At 67.4% G+C, this 15,961-nt stretch carries 15 protein-coding genes; 4 read left to right on the top strand and 11 right to left on the bottom strand.

The features are described from left to right. Positions 1 to 16: 16 nt before the first annotated feature. The 4 genes from HMPREF2924_RS30490 to HMPREF2924_RS30475 are packed head-to-tail and all read right to left on the bottom strand — an operon-like array spanning position 17 to position 5,356. Entirely contained in the window at positions 17 to 1,549 is a 1,533-nt protein-coding gene (locus HMPREF2924_RS30490) for a 3-hydroxyacyl-CoA dehydrogenase (protein WP_003129986.1), read from the bottom strand. Then, on the bottom strand, positions 1,546 to 2,343 hold the full coding sequence (locus HMPREF2924_RS30485; protein WP_023094562.1) for an enoyl-CoA hydratase: 798 nt from the start codon (positions 2,341 to 2,343) through the stop codon (positions 1,546 to 1,548). Before HMPREF2924_RS30485 ends, HMPREF2924_RS30490 begins: the two co-directional genes overlap by 4 nt. Positions 2,344 to 2,402: 59 nt before the next feature. After that, complete coding sequence (locus HMPREF2924_RS30480) at positions 2,403 to 3,590, bottom strand: CaiB/BaiF CoA transferase family protein (protein ID WP_003129971.1); 1,188 nt, start codon at positions 3,588 to 3,590, stop codon at positions 2,403 to 2,405. A 38-nt stretch (positions 3,591 to 3,628) separates the two neighbouring features. Next, a complete protein-coding gene (locus HMPREF2924_RS30475; RefSeq protein WP_003129969.1) occupies positions 3,629 to 5,356 on the bottom strand; it encodes an acyl-CoA dehydrogenase family protein in 1,728 nt (575 codons plus the stop codon). Between the two features lie 113 nt (positions 5,357 to 5,469). Here HMPREF2924_RS30475 and HMPREF2924_RS30470 point away from each other — a divergent pair, with 113 nt between their 5' ends. Together HMPREF2924_RS30470 and HMPREF2924_RS30465 are read left to right on the top strand one after the other, a co-directional pair. Beyond that, complete coding sequence (locus HMPREF2924_RS30470; protein WP_003092195.1) at positions 5,470 to 6,357, top strand: LysR family transcriptional regulator; 888 nt, start codon at positions 5,470 to 5,472, stop codon at positions 6,355 to 6,357. A gap of 218 nt (positions 6,358 to 6,575) precedes the next feature. Continuing rightward, complete coding sequence (locus tag HMPREF2924_RS30465; protein WP_003109708.1) at positions 6,576 to 7,985, top strand: MFS transporter; 1,410 nt, start codon at positions 6,576 to 6,578, stop codon at positions 7,983 to 7,985. Here HMPREF2924_RS30465 and HMPREF2924_RS30460 read toward each other — a convergent pair. From HMPREF2924_RS30460 to HMPREF2924_RS30450, 3 genes are all read right to left on the bottom strand, one after another. After that, complete coding sequence (locus HMPREF2924_RS30460) at positions 7,982 to 9,055, bottom strand: bifunctional transcriptional activator/DNA repair enzyme AdaA (protein WP_003119362.1); 1,074 nt, start codon at positions 9,053 to 9,055, stop codon at positions 7,982 to 7,984. The genes HMPREF2924_RS30465 and HMPREF2924_RS30460 overlap by 4 nt on opposite strands. An 89-nt stretch (positions 9,056 to 9,144) precedes the next feature. Next, entirely contained in the window at positions 9,145 to 10,467 is a 1,323-nt protein-coding gene (locus tag HMPREF2924_RS30455; protein ID WP_003129967.1) for an APC family permease, read from the bottom strand. Positions 10,468 to 10,666: 199 nt separating this feature from the next. Then, positions 10,667 to 11,482, bottom strand: a complete 816-nt coding sequence (locus HMPREF2924_RS30450; protein WP_003092205.1) for a carbon-nitrogen hydrolase family protein — start codon at positions 11,480 to 11,482, stop codon at positions 10,667 to 10,669. A gap of 127 nt (positions 11,483 to 11,609) precedes the next feature. Between HMPREF2924_RS30450 and HMPREF2924_RS30445 the strand changes: the two genes are divergently transcribed. Then, entirely contained in the window at positions 11,610 to 12,395 is a 786-nt protein-coding gene (locus HMPREF2924_RS30445) for a helix-turn-helix transcriptional regulator (protein ID WP_003092207.1), read from the top strand. A gap of 27 nt (positions 12,396 to 12,422) precedes the next feature. Here the strand turns inward: HMPREF2924_RS30445 and ykgO are convergent, their stop codons facing one another. Further along, a complete protein-coding gene (gene ykgO / locus HMPREF2924_RS30440) occupies positions 12,423 to 12,575 on the bottom strand; it encodes a type B 50S ribosomal protein L36 (RefSeq protein WP_003092209.1) in 153 nt (50 codons plus the stop codon). Continuing rightward, complete coding sequence (locus HMPREF2924_RS30435; protein WP_003092213.1) at positions 12,575 to 12,838, bottom strand: type B 50S ribosomal protein L31; 264 nt, start codon at positions 12,836 to 12,838, stop codon at positions 12,575 to 12,577. The genes ykgO and HMPREF2924_RS30435 overlap by 1 nt, the downstream gene beginning before the upstream one ends. Before the next feature lie 243 nt (positions 12,839 to 13,081). On the opposite strand from HMPREF2924_RS30435, the gene HMPREF2924_RS30430 reads away from it, so the two are divergent. After that, on the top strand, positions 13,082 to 14,692 hold the full coding sequence (locus HMPREF2924_RS30430; protein ID WP_003092223.1) for an FMN-binding glutamate synthase family protein: 1,611 nt from the start codon (positions 13,082 to 13,084) through the stop codon (positions 14,690 to 14,692). A gap of 69 nt (positions 14,693 to 14,761) precedes the next feature. On the opposite strand, the gene HMPREF2924_RS30425 is transcribed toward HMPREF2924_RS30430, so the two are convergent. Both HMPREF2924_RS30425 and erdR read right to left on the bottom strand, forming a co-directional pair. Continuing rightward, positions 14,762 to 15,133 carry a diacylglycerol kinase gene (locus HMPREF2924_RS30425; RefSeq protein WP_003092226.1) on the bottom strand — a complete coding sequence of 124 codons (372 nt, stop codon included), beginning with the start codon at positions 15,131 to 15,133 and terminating at the stop codon, positions 14,762 to 14,764. 71 nt (positions 15,134 to 15,204) lie between these two features. Next, positions 15,205 to 15,858: a response regulator transcription factor ErdR gene (erdR, locus tag HMPREF2924_RS30420; protein WP_003092229.1), complete on the bottom strand. Its 654-nt coding sequence runs from the start codon at positions 15,856 to 15,858 to the stop codon at positions 15,205 to 15,207. Between the last annotated feature and the right edge of the window lie 103 nt (positions 15,859 to 15,961).

The raw sequence follows: 15,961 nt of genomic DNA, 5'->3' as shown, positions 1-15,961 counted from the left end.
TTTCTCCGCGAAGGGATCAGGAGGCCAACGGGCTGTCCGGCTGGCGCAGGGAAAGGCCCAGTTGGGCGCGCCGGCGCAGCCAGGGACTGGGGCGATAGCGCGGGTCGCCGCTGAGCGCATGCAGGCGTTCGAGGATGCGCAGCACGCGCCCGGCGCCCATTCGGTCGCCCCACTCCAGCGGCCCCAGCGGATAGCCGAGACCGAGGCGCACCGCCAGGTCGATGTGCTCCACCGAAGCGATACCCTGCTGGGCGATGTCACAGGCGAGATTGACGATCGAGGCGAGGGTGCGCTGGACGATGAACCCGGCGCTGTCGCGAATCAGCGTGACGCCCACGCCGTCCCGTGCGAACAGGGTGCGAGCGGCCTGCTGCAGCTCCGCTCGGGTCGCCGGGCAGGCCATCAGGCAGCGGTGTCGCTCCAGGTCCGACAGCACGTCGATGGCCAGGCTGCGCGTCGGATCGACGGCGAACCGCCGCGCTGCGGCGCTGACGTCGGCGCCCAGTGGCGCAAGCAGGCACAACGCCGCCCCGGAAGGACGCTCGCCGCTCTCCACCTCGGCGCCCAGACGTTGTAGCAACGTCAGCAATGGCGCGCGGTCATGTTCGTCGTCGACGCCCAGCCACACCGGCGGCAACGCCGCGCCTGGCGCAACCGCCGGGGCGGCGGCGGGCACCTGCCCAGCGCCGTCGTAGCGGTAGAAGCCCTGGCCGCTCTTGCGCCCCAGGCGGCCGGCGGCGAGCATCTCGCGCAGCAAGGGATGCGGACGATAACGCGGCTCTTCGTAGTACTGCCGGTAGATCGACTCCATCACCGGCAGGCTGACGTCCAACCCGACCAGGTCGAACAGCTCGAACGGGCCCATGCGGAAGCCGGCGCCCTCGCGCAGGACTTCGTCGATCGCCGCCACCGGCGCCACGCCCTCGCCGAGGATACGCAGCGCCTCGGTGCCGAAGGCCCGTCCGGCATGGTTGACGATGAAGCCGGGGCTGTCCGTGGCACGCACCGACTGGTGGCCGAAGGTCGCCACCAGGGCGCACAGTCGCTCGGCGATGCCGGTGCGGGTGGCGAGACCGTCGATCACCTCCACCAGACGCATCAGCGGCACCGGATTGAAGAAGTGCAGACCGGCGACCCGGCCGGGATCGCGACAGGCCGAGGCGATCGCGGTAACCGACAGCGAGGAGGTATTGCTGGCGAGGATCGCTTCGTCGCCGACCACCTCTTCCAATTGGCGGAACAACGCCTGCTTGGCCTCCAGGTTCTCGACGATCGCCTCGATCACCAACTGGCAGCCGCGTAGGACCCACAAGTCCTCGACCACCCGCAGATTGCCCATCGCGCGCTCGACAGCCTCCGCCTCCAGCCGGCCCCGCTCCACCTGCCGGGCAAGGACCGTGGCGATCTGCTCGCGCGCTTGCAGCGCCGCCCCCTGGCGGCTGTCGTAGAGCAGCACCGACAGCCCGGCACAGGCAGCGAGCTGGGCGATGCCCTGGCCCATGGCACCGGTACCGACGATACCGATGAGAACGATCGGTGGCTCGCTCATTTTCCCAGGTACTCCGCTGTGCGTTTTTCCAGGAAGGCACGCATGCCCTCCTTCTGGTCGTGGCTGTCGAACAGCAACTGGAAGGCCTTGCGCTCCAGCGCCAGGGCCTGGTCCAGCGGCAGGTCGGCGCCGGCCAGGACCACTTCCTTGATCTGCGCCAGCGCCAGCGGCGGCAGGCCGGCGATCTGGCGAGCCAGTTCGAGGGCGCGATCCAATGCCTGGCCATCCGCCGCCACCTCGCTGACCAACCCTATGGCCAGGGCCTCCGGCGCCCGTACCGTGCAACCGGTAAACAGCATGCGCAGCGCCTGGAACTTGCCCACCGCTCGCACCAGGCGCTGGGTGCCGCCGGCGCCGGGCATCACGCCGACACGAACTTCCGGCTGGGCGAAGCGCGCCGAGGCACCGGCGACGATCAGGTCGCAGTGCATCGCCAACTCGCAGCCTCCGCCCAGGGCATAGCCCTCCACGGCGGCGATCAGCGGCTTGCGGCAGGTGGCGAGCGCCTGCCAGTGGCGCTCCACCCCGCGCTGCTGGATCTCCAGCGCGGACGCCTCCGCCAGTTCGTTGAGATCGGCGCCGGCGGCGAACGCCGTGCCATTTCCGGTGAGGACGATGACCCGGGTATCGGCGCACTCGTCGAGGCGCCGTACGTGCTCCGCCAGAGCCTCGCGCAGGCGCATGTTCAGGGCGTTGAGCACTGCCGGGCGGTTCAGTCGCAACAGGGCCACACCCTGCTCCGGCCGCTCCAGCAGCACGAGTTCGGGGCGCACCGCCCCAGGGGAGGAATCCATGGCCATCTCCAATTGCCCGGGGATTGAGTTGCACGGCGCAGGCCGTGCCGTGAGGGGTTTCAGGCGCGGACGATGCCGCGCCGGACCAGCGCGTCGATCGCCTCGGCGCTCAATCCCAGTTCCGCCAGGACTTCCCGAGTGTCTCCGCCCAGCACCGGCGGCGCGGCGCGGTAGCTGGCCGGGGTGCGCGAAAGCTTCACCGGCGAGGCGATGCCGCGATAGCCCTCGAGTTCGACGACCATCCCGCGATGGCGAGTGTGCGGGTGCTCCACCACCCGATCCACCGTGGCGATGGCTCCGCAGGGCACGCCGAGACGGATCAGCCGCTCGGCCAGCTCGCGACCGTCGTGGGCCGCCAGGTAGTCCTCCAAGGCGCGCTTCAGCGCCTCGCGGTTGACCGAGCGCTTGCCGTTGTCGGCGAAGCGCGGGTCCCCCGGCAGTTCATCCGCTCCCAGGTACTCGCACAGGCGGGCGAACTGGCGGTCGTTGCCGACGGCGAGGAAGATCGGCTCGGTACCGGTGCGGTAGCTGTCGTAGGGCGCGATGTTCGGGTGGGCGTTGCCGCTACGCCGGGGCGTACGTCCGGAAGCGAAGTAGTTCGGCAGGTGCGGGTGCAGCAGGGAGATACCGCAGTCGTACAGGGCGATGTCCACCGACTGCCCGCGCCCGCTGACCTGGCGCTCGTGGAGGGCGAGGAGGATGCCGGCCATGGCGTTCAGCCCGGTGACCATGTCGACGATCGGCAGGCCGATGCGCAACGCCTCGCCGCCGGCCTCGCCGTTCACGCTCATCAGTCCGGCCATCGCCTGGATCGCCGCGTCGTAGCCGGGCAGGCCGCCGAGCGGGCCGTCGGCGCCGAAGCCCGATACCGCGCAGTGGACCAGCCGCGGGAAGCGCTGGCAAAGCACCTCCTCGTAGCCGATCCCCCAGCGCGCCAGGGTGCCGGGCTTGAAGTTCTCCAGCAGTACGTCGGCGTCCTCCAGCAAGCGCAGCAGCAGCTCGATGCCCTCCGCCGTCGCCAGGTCGACGGCGATGCCCTTCTTGTTGCGGTTCACGCCCTTGAAGTAGGACGCCGTGTCGCCCTCGAAGGGCGGCCCCCAGCCACGGGTCTCGTCGCCGCCGAGGGGTTCCAGCTTGATCACCTCGGCGCCGTGGTCGGCCAGCGCCTGGGAGCAGTAGGGTCCGCCGAGGACCCGGCTGAGATCGATGATTTTCAGGCCACGCAGGGCGCCCGTCTGATTGGTCATGGCGACTCTCTGGTTGTTGTGAGCGGGAATGCGGGCAGTCAGGCCGGCAGCAATTGCATGGCTTCGGCCTGGCTCAGCGGCACCTCGCCGACCACCCTGGCCAGCAGTTCGGCCTGGTCGGTCCAGCCCTCCAGGTGCAGCGGGTCGCGCGGCAGCAGCTTGTGCCGGGCGACCAGGAAGGCCAGGGCCAGGCGGCGCTGGTCGGGTGCCTGGCGGCTGGCTTCCCAGGCCATGAAGATCGCCGTGCACAGGTGGTAGAGGGCGCTGCCGGCCTGGCGCACCTGCTCGTCCTGGCGGCGCTCGGCGACGTCGGCCATGGTCGCGACCACTCGCACCAGCAGTTCGTCGAAGAGGTCGCGGGCGTCCCCTGGCAGATCGCTGTCATCCAGCAGCCGGCGCAGGTGGCGCTGCAAGGGTTCGAGCGCCTGTTCGCGGCTCACCGCACGGGCGACGTCCAGCGCCACGATGTTGCTGGTGCCCTCCCAGATCGACCCCAGGTGGGCGTCGCGCACCAGGCGCGGGTCGCTCCACTCCTCGATGTAGCCGACCCCGCCGCGCACCTCCATGGCGTCGCCGGTGACCCGTCGCGCATCGCGGCAGGCGCGGAACTTGATCAGCGGGGTGAGGATCCGCACGCATTTCTGCGCCTCGACCTCGCCGCCATCGGCGCGCGGCAGCAGCGTGGCGATCTGCATGAACATCGAGCGCGCCTGTTCGGTGGGCAGCATCATCTTCAGCAACTGCTTCTGCATCAGCGGCATGTCGATCAGGTGCTTGCCGAAGGCGCGCCGATGGCGGGCGACGAACAGCGCCTCGCTCAGCGCCCGGCGCATCAGCCCGGCGGCGCGCACGCCGTTGGACAGGCGCGACATGTTGACCATGTCGGCCATCTGCTGGAAGCCGCGGCCGATCTCGCCGATCAGGTAGGCGCTGGCGCCTTCCAGGCGGACTTCGCCGCTGGCCATGGAGCGGCTGCCCAGCTTGTCCTTCAGGCGGACGATGCGATAGGCGTTGCGCGTACCGTCCTCGCGGACCTTCGGCAACAGGAACAGGGTCACGCCCTTCATTCCTTCCGGCGCGCCTTCGGGGCGGGCCAGGACCATCGCCAGGTCGGCGTCCGGGTTGGAGCAGAACCACTTGTCGCCGTAGAGCTTCCACTCGCCGCCCTGCTCCCGCGCCACGGTACGGGTCCGCGCCACGTCGGAGCCGGCGGCCTGCTCGGTCATGAACATGGCGCCCTGGAACAGCTCGTCGAAATCCCGCGAGGCGAGGGACGGCAGGTAGCGCTCGACCAGTTCCGGCGCGCCGAACCTGCGCAGGGTGCGGGTAAGCGAGTCGGTCATGCTGACCGGGCAGCAAAGGCCGAACTCGGCCTGTACGAACAGGTGGGTGAGCGCATACTTGACCAGCGGCGGTGGGCCGTCCGGGCGATGGCTCATGGAAGCCAGGCCGAGTTCGGCATAGGCCACCCGTTCGAGGGCGACGTAGTCCGGATGCTTGCGAATGCTCTGCAAATCCTCGCCGCGGCGGGTGCGCGACGCCAGCACCGGCGGGTTCTTGTCCGCCGCCAGCGCCAGCACGTCCAGCTCGCCGCCGGCACGGGCGCCGAGCCGTTCGAGGAGCGGCCGCCATTCGGCGAGCAACGCCGGCGGCAGGTATACCTCCAGCAGCCGCTCCAGGGCCGGATCGCAGGTGTAGAGATTCAGCCCACGGCTGTCGGGGATGTTCAGCGTATCTTCGCGAGGTACTTCGGGCATGGCGGTCATGGCGCGGCTCCTGCTTGTCTTGCGCCGAGACTAGGCGAGTGGTTCGATAAGCATCCAATACAAAAAAAATCATCGACGATAAGAAAAACAGATCGTAGAACCAGGTGCCTGCCATGGATCTCAGACAGCTTCGCTACTTCATCGCGGTCGCCGAGGAACTGCATTTCGGACGCGCCGCGGCTCGCCTGTTCATCTCCCAGCCGGCGCTGAGCTTCGACATCAAGAAGCTGGAGGAACAGCTCGGAACCCAATTGCTGCTACGCAATAACAAGTCGGTGAAGCTCACCGGCGCCGGCCAGGTCCTGCTGGTGGAAGCGCGCAACCTGCTGCTGCAGGCAGAGAAGGTGAAACGCTTGACCCAGCTATCCGCCGAGGGCGACGTCGGCCAACTGCGCGTCGGCTTCGTCAATTCCATGCTCTACCGCGGCCTGCCCAGGGCCATGTCCCGCTTCGAACGGGAGCACCCGAACATGGAGGTGGTGCTCGGCGAAATGAACAGCGCGGAGCAGGCCCAGGCGTTGCAGCGCGGGCAGATCGACCTGGGCTTCGTGCACTGGGGCAGGCTGCCGGCGGAAATCGTCTCCGAACCCTTGATCAGCGACCCGTTCCTCTGTTGCCTGCCCGCCGGGCACCGCCTGGCTGGCCAGGCGCGTCTGGACCTCGCCGAACTGCGCGACGAAGACTTCATCCTCTTCCCGCGCCATGTCTCCCCGCACTACCACGACCTGATCATCGCCCGCTGCGTGGACGCCGGCTTCAGCCCGCGCATCCGCCACGAGGCGCGCCTGTGGCAGACCGTCGCCGCCATGGTCGGTCTCGGCATGGGCGTCGCGCTGATCCCGGAGACCCTCTGCCTGGCCTGGCGGAACGAGGTGCGCTACCTGGAGATCGAGCCGGCCGGCGCGCGTTCGGAGATCCACGCGATCCTTCCGGCCAGCGAACCTTCCCGGGCGGCGCAGGCGTTCCTGGCGACGCTGAAGAGCGGCCTGGACGACGCCTGAGCGAGGGCTGACGGAAAACGTCGATATGGAATCCCTTATCGAGCCATAAGATTAAAAGACTATTGATTTGCGGGGGTGCCACCTAGACTCCGAGGCACCCGGGTCAACACCGACGCACGCTCTCCCTCCACGGAAACCAGCGTTTCCGCCCCGCCTTTCAGCGAAGGGCGGTAGGGAGCGGCGTGTCGGCGAGAACAACAATAAACAGGACTCGACCCATGCCGCGCACGCCCTCTCCCGAAGACGCCGACCTGCACAAGAAGGCCCGCAGGGCCGGTATCGCCTCCTTCATCGGCACCACCATCGAGTGGTACGACTTCTACATCTACGGCCTGGCCGCCGCCCTGGTGTTCGGCAAGGTATTCTTCCCCGCCGACATGGATCCGGGCCTGGCCACCCTGCTGTCCTTCGTCACCCTCTGGTCGGGCTTCATCGCTCGCCCGCTGGGCGGGATCATCTTCGGCCATCTCGGCGACCGCATCGGCCGCAAAACCACCCTGGTGATCACCCTGATCATGATGGGCATCGCCACGACCTGCATCGGCCTGTTGCCGGTCTATACGCAGATCGGCATCTGGGCGCCGATCTCCCTGGTGGCGCTGCGTATCGTCCAGGGCATCGCGGTCGGCGGCGAGTGGGGCGGCGCGATCCTGATCGCCAGCGAAAGCGCGCCCAAGGGCAAGGGCATCCTGTACGCCGCCTTCGCCCAGCAGGGCTCGCCCACCGGCAACCTGCTGGCGACCCTGGCGTTCTTCGCCCTCAGCGCCCTGCCCGCCTCGGACTTCATTCTCTGGGGCTGGCGCGCGCCGTTCCTGCTCTCTGCGGTGCTGGTCATCGTCGGCATGGTGATCCGCCTGAAGCTGGAGGAGTCGGAAGACATGAAGCGTGTGCTGGCGCAGAAGCGCACGGTGAAGCTGCCGCTCGCCGAGGTGCTGGGCAAGCACTGGAAGATCGTCCTGCTCGGCGCCGGCGTGCTGCCGATCATCCACGTCACCTACTTCAAGAGCACCTTCGCCCTCTCCTGGGCGACCAAGACCCTCGGCTACAGCCAGGGCACCTTCCTCAGCATCATCGTGGTCGCGCTGGTGGTGCAGTTCCTCAGCCAGCCGCTGGGGGCGCTGCTCACTTCGCGCATCGACATGCGCAAGGCGGCATGCCTGATGGTGCTGCCGGAGTTCATCCTGATGCCGGCGATGTTCTTCGCCGTGGAAACCAAGGTCTACTGGATCGCCGCGGCCGGCATGTGCCTGGCCACGGTGCCGCACGCGATGTTCTACGGCGCGGTGGGCGGTATCCTCGCCCGAGCCTTCCCGGCGCGGGTGCGCTACACCGGCCTGTCGCTGGCCTACCAGCTCTGCTCGCTGCTGGTCGGCGGCGGTACGCCGGTACTGGCCCAGTGGATTCTCAACAGTACCGGCAGCATCGTCGGCGTGGCCCTGGCCTCGGCCTGCTACGCGCTGGTCTCGCTGGCCTGTACCCTGGCCCTGTTGCGGATCACCGGGTTCCACGCCAGCGACCTGTCGACCGCCGAGCGCGCCGACGCCGAGGACTTGCAGCGGCCCGCAGCGGTCGAGCGGGAACCGGTGTTGCGCGCCCCCGCCCGGCTTCTGGGCGGCGATCCCGGCTAGCCGGCAGCGCCCATGCGCCGCTCGTGCTCCAGCAACCAGCGCTTGCGCCACAGGCCACCGCCATAGCCGGTCAGGGAACCGTCCGAACCGATGACGCGGTGGCAGGGAATCACGATGGCGATCTGGTTGGCTCCGTTGGCGCGGGCCACGGCGCGCACCGACGACGGCGAGCCGATGGACCTGGCCAGCCCGGCGTAGCTCTGCGTGCTGCCGCACGGTACCTCGCGCAGCGCCTGCCAGACCGTGCGGGTGAAGGCCGAGGCGTTCAGCGCCAACGGGGTCTGGAAGCGCACTGGAGTACCGCCGAAGTAGTCGGCGAGTTCCGCCTCGATCCTGTCGATGGAGGCGAAACGGCCGAAACCGATGCTCGATCCGCTGCTCTTCTGCAGGCGTTTCAGCTCCCCGCTCAACGCCGGGCGGTCGAAGAATTCCAGCAGGTGCAGGGCCTGCGCATCGGCCACCGCGAGCATGGCGCCGAGCGGGGTCTGCAGCCAGTCCGCCTTGAGCAGCTCGCGCCCGCGCAACTGCGACGGCGGCTCGCCCAGCAGGCGCGCGAAGGCGCTACGGAAGCCGCTGTCGGAGTCGAAGCTGGCATCCAGTTGCGCGTCGATCACCCGCGCGCCCGAGGACAGCCGCTCGGCGACCTGGCCAAGACGGCGCAGGCGAGCCATTTCCAGAAAGGTCACGCCGAACTCGCGCTTGAAGGCACGGCGCACGGTGGACGGGTCATAGCCCAGCGCCGCCAGGTCGTCTTCGAACCAGCGCCGCTGCGGTTGCCGACCGAGGCGCTGGAGCAGGTCGCTGACCAGCGGCCCCTGCGTGCCGAGCCGCTCCAGCGGCCGGCAACGCAGGCAGGGCCGGAAGCCGGCCTCGACGCAGCCCTTGATCGAATCGAAGAACAGGGTGTTCTCGCGCTTCGGCTTGCGCGCCGGGCAGGTCAGGCGGCAGAACACCCCGGTGCTCTTCACCCCGACGAAGGCGAAGCCATCGTAGGCGGGGTCGCGCGCCAACAGCGCGGCATACAGGGTGTCGTCATCGGGAAGGGGAAGGAACAACGCTGCGTCGGACATGGCCGGCTCCGGAACCAGGGAGGCGATGGATAGCCACTCTAGGCCAGGAGCCTGCGCCTTGCCGCCGCGAAACGGGCGTCGATTCTTTCTCAGCCCTCCTCGAAACGCATCTCCGGCGGCTGCTCGCGGAAACCGTGGGTGATCGCCGCCAGGTACACCGCGCCCAGCGCCAGCCAGCAGAGGCCGAGGATGATCGCCAGATGGTCGAGGCTGGCCATCAACCACAGGTCGGCGACCAGGCCGATGCCAGGGAATACCAGGAACAACAGGGTTTCCCGTGGACCGCGGCGCTCGGCGCCAAGGTAGTAGTGGAAGACCACCGACAGGTTGACCAGGCTGAAGGCGAGGAAGGCGCCGAAGTTGATGAACGACGTGGAGGTGGTCACGTCCATCTGTAGCGCCAGCAAGGCCACCACACCGCACAGGACGATGCTGTTCGCCGGCGTCTCGAAGCGCTTGCCGAGACGACCGAAGAACGGCCGCGGAAGGACGCCGTCGCGGCCCATGGCGAAGAGCAGGCGCGAGGCGCTGGCCTGGGCCGAGAGACCGGAGGTGAACTGGCCGACGATCAGGCCGACCAGGAAGAAGGTCACGAACAGGTCGCCACCGATGTTGCGGGCGATCTCGTAGGCCGCCGAGTCCGCGCTGTCGAAGGCGAACGACGGGTGCGCCAGTTGCACGAAGTACGAGGTGACGATGAAGATCAACCCGCCCAGCAGGGTGATCAGCAGGATCGCCCGCGGGATGTTGCGCCGCGGGTCGCGGGTTTCCTCGGTCAGGGTACTGACCGCGTCGAAACCGAGGAACGAGTAGCAGGCGATCGCCGCACCGCTCATCACCAGCGGCACCTGCAGGTCGCCACCGAGCAACGGTTGCAGTGACCATAACGGCTTTCCCGGGTCGCCCAGCACGTAGTGCACGCAGAGTGCGACGAAGGCGCCGAGGACCAGGAACTGCACCAGCATCAGCAGGCCATTGACGTTCTTCGCCAGGCGCAGGCCGACGATGTTGATCGTCGTGGTCACGCCGATGAACGCCAGCACCCAGACCGCGTTGGGTACCGCGGGAAAGGCCGAGTGCAGGTAGGCGGCGCCGATCAGCCAGATCGCCATCGGCAGGAACAGGTAGTCGAGCAGCACCGCCCAGCCGGCGATGAAGCCGAGCCGGGAATCGATGGCCTTGCGCACGTAGGTATAGGCCGAGCCGGCCACGGGGAAGGCCGCGGCCATGCGCCCGTAGCTGAGGGCGGTGAAGAGCATCGCCAGGGAAGCGGCGATGTAGGCGGCGGGGACGTGTCCCTGGGTGGTCTCGGCGAGGATGCCGAAAGTCCCGAGGACGATGATGGGGGTCATGTAGGCGATGCCGAACAGCACCACGGAACCCAGCGACAGGGTGCGCTTGAGTCTGGCCATTACTGCTTACTCCGGAATTATCGTTTGTTATGGCAGTGGCCCGCAGCCGGCCGGGCCGCGGGGCGCAGGGGCCTCCCCTCACCCGGGAGACCGGCGGACGCTCGGGCGCCCATCGTTGTGCTACGGCTTTCCGGGCCGATCCTCGCCCGCTCGCTGGCGGACGGAGGACGACGCGACGCTCCTGTCGCGCCGTGGTGAATCAGGGAATCAGCAGCTCGCGCAGGCCGTCCGGGTGCTCGCGGCGCTCGCCGGGCAGGACCAGGCGACGCTCTTCGAGGTAACGGTAGTCCCGACGCGCATCCTGCAACCGGCCGAGGTCCAGTTCGACGATCTGCCGGCATTCTTCGCGCCCGGCCTCGCAGAGCAACTGGCCATAGGGATCGACCACCGCGCTACCGCCGGCGAAGACCAGCCCGCCGTCGCCATGCCCGACGCGGTTGACCATCACCGCGTAGGCCTGGTTTTCCATGGCGCGGGCCATGATCGCAGTGCGATGGGTCGGGCCATAGGGGTCCATGTTGCCATTGGTCACGATGATCAGTTCCGCACCCAGTTGGCCGAGGGCCCGCGCGCTTTCCGGGAACTCGATGTCGAAGCACACCAGCAGGCCGACCCGGATGCCGTTCCACAGGGCAGTGGCGTAGCGGTCGCCAGGCGTGAAGATGCCGCGGTCGGAGGCCCACAGGTGGGTCTTGCGGTATTTCAGGGCGATGCCGTCGGGAGCGATCAGCAGGGTGGTGTTGTAATAGCGGCCGGCGTCCGCCTCGGCGATGCCGATCGCCACCGAAACGTTACGTTCACGGGCGACGCGCTGCACCGCGCTGACCGTCGGGCCGTCGAGCGGCTCGGCGAGGGCGGCGATGTTGTCTTCGCTGGGGAAGCCGGTCAGGTGGGTTTCCGGGAACACCACCAGTTCGGTGTCCGCCGCACAGTCGGCGATGGCCGCCAGGGCGCGTTCCAGGTTGTGCGCGGTGTCGCCATCGCGACCGGCGATCTGGACGAGTTCGACTTTCATCGGAATTCCTTGTTGTTCTCGGCGCTGTTCGGCACGCGCGCTGTTCGTATGCAGGGGTCGGCACAGTATGCTTGGCGTTCCCCGCGCCGATAATTACGTCCGAGGGTTAACCCAACAGGGGTAGAAGATGAGTTTCACCTTGCAGGACATCGCCTGGCACCGCTCCGTCGGGCAACTGGTCGAGGCGCTGGATGCGCCGGACTTCTGGATTCGCCTGGTACGCCTGCTCGAACAGTACGTTCCGTTCGACAGCTGGGTGGCCCTGCTGTTCAGCCAGGGCCGGCCACAGGTGTTCGCCGAATGCCCGGGCGCCGACGGCGGGCCGGACCCGCTGTTCCAGGACTACCTGCGAGGCCTCTACCTGCTCGACCCGTTCTACATCGCCAGCCGCGAGAACCCGTGCAGCGGCCTGTTCCGTCTGGCCGACGTGGCACCGGAATGCTTCGAGCAGACCGATTACTACCAGCGTTACTTCCGCCTCAACGTGGTGGCCGATGAAATCCAGATCAACGTCCAGCTCTCCGGCGAACGCACCCTCTGCCTGTCGCTCGGCTCGCGGCGCCGCTTCACCCCCGAGCAACTCGCCGTGCTCGGTCTGGTGCGGCCCTGGGTGGCCGGGCTGATGCGCCAGCGCCTGGCCTTCGAGGACGAAGTGTTGAACAGCCCCGCGGCGCCGGAGCCGGGCTGGCAGGGTTCGCTGGAGAAGGTCGCGGAGCAGATGGGCACGCCGCTGACGGCGCGCGAACTGGAGGTCGGCAGGCTGATGCTCAGCGGCTGCTCAAGCAAGGAGATCGCCCGCAAGCTGGCGATCTCGGCGGAAACCGTGAAGGTCCACCGCAAGCACATGTACGGCAAGCTCGGCATCAAGTCGCAGTCCGAGCTGTTCGGCCTGTTCCTCCAGGCCCAGGGCTGACGGGACGGGCGACCGTCCCGTCGCCGCTCAGCGGCGCTTGATCTTCGGCTTCGGCCGGCCCTGCACGCACTTGAAGCGCGGATTCGACTTGCAGATCACGTAGAGCCGGCCACGGCGCTTCACCACCTGGCAATCGCGATGGCGCAGCTTGGCCTGTTTCAGCGAGGCGAGGACTTTCATCAGGCCCCCTTGCCGCCGACGAAGCCGGCGAAACGCTTGTTGAACCCGGCCACGCGGCCTTCGCTCTTGGTCTTGCGCTGTTCGCCGGTGTAGACCGGGTGCGAGGCGCTGGAAACGTCCAGCGTCACGTAGGGATAGGTCTTGCCGTCGGTATGGGTATGGGTCTTGTCGGTCTCCGCGGTGGAGCCGATCAGGAAGTACACGTCGGCCGAGGTGTCATGGAACAGGACGGGACGGTATTCGGGATGGATGCCGGGTTTCATGGGGATGCCTCCTACATAATGTTATATAGTTACATATTACTCCGATAAGAATAATTCGCAACTCCGGAAAGAGTTCCCGGCGACCATTCGGCTGCTCGACCATCCAGACACAATTATTAGCTTGCTTTCTATCCCCGTTTGTTTCCCATAATCACCGCTTGGTTAGCGCGGGGGGAACCCGTCGTAGACGCCTCGAAGAAGGTGACTACCATTTTGAACCGAAGCCTGAAGATTGGAGACATGATGAATCTGTCGCTACTCAGTCGCTATGCGTTTTTCGCCTGTATCGCCCTGTTCACCTTGCTCAGCCTGCCGTTCCTCGGCAGCACCGAATGGCTCTGGCCGTTCACCCTCCTGGGCGTGGCCCTGAGCCTGCTCGGCCTGTTCGACCTGATCCAGACGCCCCACGCGGTGCGCCGCAACTATCCGATCCTGGGCAACATCCGCTATCTGGTGGAAGGCATCCGCCCGGAGATCCGCCAGTACCTGCTGGAAGCCGACGGCGACGCCCTGCCCTTCTCCCGCGCCCAGCGCTCGCTGGTCTACTCGCGGGCGAAGAACGAAAGTTCGGAGAAGCCCTTCGGCACCCTGATCGACGTGTACACCGCAGGCTACGAATTCATCAGCCACTCGATGCGTCCGGCGCCGCTCAGCGATCCCTGCGAGTTCCGCGTCGACATCGGCGGGCCACAATGCAGCAAGCCGTACTCCGCTTCGCTGTTCAACGTCTCGGCGATGAGTTTCGGCGCCCTCAGCGCCAACGCCATTCGCTCGCTGAACCGTGGCGCGCAGATGGGCAACTTCTACCACGACACCGGCGAGGGCAGCATCAGCCCCTATCACCGCGAGAACGGCGGCGACCTGGTCTGGGAACTGGGCAGCGGCTACTTCGGGTGCCGCACCCGCGATGGCAAGTTCGACCCTGAGCGCTTCGCCGCCCAGGCCCTCGACCCGCAGGTGAAGATGATCGAGATCAAGCTCAGCCAGGGCGCCAAGCCGGGACACGGCGGTATCCTGCCCAAGCACAAGGTCACCCCCGAGATCGCCGCCACCCGTGGCGTGCCGATGGGTGAGGATTGCGTTTCGCCGTCGCGCCACAGCGCCTTCTCCACGCCGATCGAGCTGATGCAGTTCATCGCCCAGCTGCGCGAACTGTCCGGCGGCAAGCCGGTCGGCTTCAAGTTCTGCCTGGGCCATCCATGGGAGTTCATGGGCATCGCCAAGGCCATGCTGGAGACCGGCATCCTCCCCGACTTCATCGTCGTCGACGGTAAGGAAGGCGGCACCGGCGCGGCGCCGCTGGAGTTCACCGACCATATCGGCGTGCCGCTGCGCGAAGGCCTGCTGTTCGTCCACAACACCCTGGTCGGCCTCAACCTGCGCGACAAGATCAAGGTCGGCGCCAGCGGCAAGATCGTCAGCGCCTTCGATATCGCCAGCGTCCTGGCCACCGGCGCGGATTGGGCCAACTCGGCGCGCGGCTTCATGTTCGCCATCGGCTGCATCCAGTCGCAGAGCTGCCATACCAACAAGTGCCCGACCGGCGTCGCCACCCAGGACCCGCTGCGCCAGCGCGCGCTGGTGGTGCCGGACAAGGCCGAGCGGGTGCGCAACTTCCATCGCAACACCCTCAAGGGCCTGGCCGAGATGCTCGCCGCGGCGGGCCTGGAACATCCCTCGCAGCTCGAAGCCAAGCACCTGGTGCGGCGCATCACCGACACCGAGATCCGCCTGTTCTCGCAGCTGCACTACTTCCTCAAGCCGGGCGAACTGCTTTCCGGCAAGATCGAGGGCGAGTTCTACGAGCGCATGTGGAACATGGCGCGGGCCGACAGCTTCGACGCGGCGGCCTGAGCCGCCGCCCTCGCACGCAAGAAAAAGCCGGAGGCATCGCTGCCTCCGGCTTTTTCATGTCCGCGTAGATCAGCCCAGCAGGATGGTCGCCCAGGTCACGGTGATCACGGTGAGGGCCACGAACTGCGCGGCGCTGCCCATGTCCTTGGCATTCTTCGACAGAGGGTGGCGTTCCAGCGAGACGCGGTCGACGGTGGCCTCGATCGCCGAGTTGAGCAGCTCGACGATCAGCGCCAGCAGGCACACCGCGATCATCAGCGCGCGTTCGCCGCGACTGACGTCGAGGAGGAAGGCCACCGGGATCAGCACCACGTTGAGCAGCACCAGTTGGCGGAAGGCGGCTTCACCGCGGAAGGCGGCGAGGAAACCTGCGAGGGAATAGCCGGTGGCGTTGAGGATACGCTTGAGGCCGGTCTGGCCTTTGAAGGGGGAAGGCGACACGTCGGGTTCTCATCGATTCGGAAGGCCGGCAGTCTAGCCGCCGGCTGGTCAAAAAAGCGTTAAGCCGTCTCTCAATGAGAAGCGGGAACCGTCTCCATTTGTTGCAGCAGCAGCGCGGCCTGGGTCCGGGTGCGCACGTTGAGCTTGCGGAAGATCGCCGTGACGTGGGCCTTCACCGTCGCCTCGGAAACGTTCAGGTCGTAGGCGATCTGCTTGTTCAGCAACCCTTCGCAGACCATGGTCAGCACCCTGAACTGTTGCGGGGTGAGGCTGGCGAGCCCGGCGCTGGCGGCCTTGGCCTCCTCGCTGAGGGCTTCGGCGGCGGCATCCTGCGGCGGCCACCAGGTGTCCCCGTCGAGCACCGCGCGCACCGCCTGCTGCAGGGTTTCCAGCGGACTGGACTTGGGTATGAAGCCGCTGGCGCCGAACTCGCGGGAGCGCTGCACCACCGCGGCCTCCTCCTGTGCCGAGATCATCACCACCGGCACCTGCGGGTATTGCCCGCGCAACAGCACCAGGCCGGAGAAGCCATAGGCCCCCGGCATGTTGAGGTCCAGCAGGACCAGATCCCAATCGGCCTTCTCGTTCAGCCGCGCTTCCAGTTCGGCGATGCTGGCGGCTTCCACCAGGCGCACGTCGGGGCCCAGCCCGAGGGTGAGGGCCTGGTGCAAAGCGCTGCGAAACAGGGGGTGATCGTCGGCGATCAGGATCTCGTAAGAAGCCATGACATGTCCTAGTTTGTTCGGCCCAGCCGAGGCGGCGCTCAGGATGCCGACCGAGGGCGGACCGGTCAAGCCGAATGAGGGATACCTCGTACACCGCGTTCGT

This window comes from Pseudomonas sp. HMSC063H08, assembly GCF_001813645.1.
GTDB lineage: Bacteria > Pseudomonadota > Gammaproteobacteria > Pseudomonadales > Pseudomonadaceae > Pseudomonas > Pseudomonas aeruginosa.
Note: the sequence above shows the minus strand (reverse complement) of the source record. Positions and strands in the feature narration are given on the sequence as shown.